The organism is Streptomyces carpinensis, assembly GCF_002154505.1.
GTDB classification, from domain to species: Bacteria; Actinomycetota; Actinomycetes; order Streptomycetales; family Streptomycetaceae; genus Streptomyces; species Streptomyces carpinensis.
On sequence record NZ_MUBM01000793.1, the window covers coordinates 1 to 645 of the forward strand.

Annotated in this window: 2 protein-coding genes; both read right to left on the reverse strand. The window is 70.7% G+C overall.

Going from position 1 to position 645, the window contains the following annotated elements; genetic code table 11:
* The coding region (locus BZY54_RS48810) for a DUF397 domain-containing protein (protein WP_086731602.1) at window positions 1-240 on the reverse strand (240 nt) is incomplete at its 3' end.
* A gap of 169 nt (window positions 241-409) precedes the next feature.
* Window positions 410-645: alpha/beta fold hydrolase (locus BZY54_RS48815; protein ID WP_244217737.1), on the reverse strand; the 236-nt coding region annotated here is incomplete at its 5' end.

Sequence of the window (645 nt, forward strand, 5' to 3'; positions counted from 1 at the left end):
GGTGAGGTCGAACTCGCCCTCCCGTGCCCCCGAGACGAACGCGCCCCATTCGGCCGGGGTGAAGATCAGGGAGGGACTCTCCGGACGGCCGCTGTTGCGCATCGCGATGAATCCCTCGACAAAGGCGATCTGGACATCTCCCACGCCGCGGCTGCTGGACTGCCACTCGGCGTTGCTGAGGTCCAGCTCCGGCTTGTCCCATCCCGCGAGCGGGTGCTGCTGGACAGTAGTCTCGGCCACGTCCGTGCTCCTCCCGATTCGTCGTCCGCGGGCCAGCCTAGCGATCGTGCCGGGGTGCCGACAGGCCACGTGAGGGGGACCTTTCAGGAGTCCGGGCGCAGCGCTGCCGCGAGCCGAGTGGATCAGGGGAGGCTGTGGCGGTGGCAGGCCGCCGTGTCAGTCCGCCGTGTCAGTCCGCCAGGAAAGGTTCGACCACGGTCAGGAACTCCTCGGGCCGCGTCTCGTGCACGAGGTGCCCGGCGTCGACGGTGACGACGCGGGCGTCCGGGATCAGCCCGGCGAGGGTGGTGATCTGCTCCTGCGGGATGAAGCTGCGCGGCCCGCCGGCGACGAGCAGGGTGGGCGCGGTGATCCGGCCCATGTGCTCCCACCACACGGGGTCCGGGGCGTTGCGCTGCTCGTCGG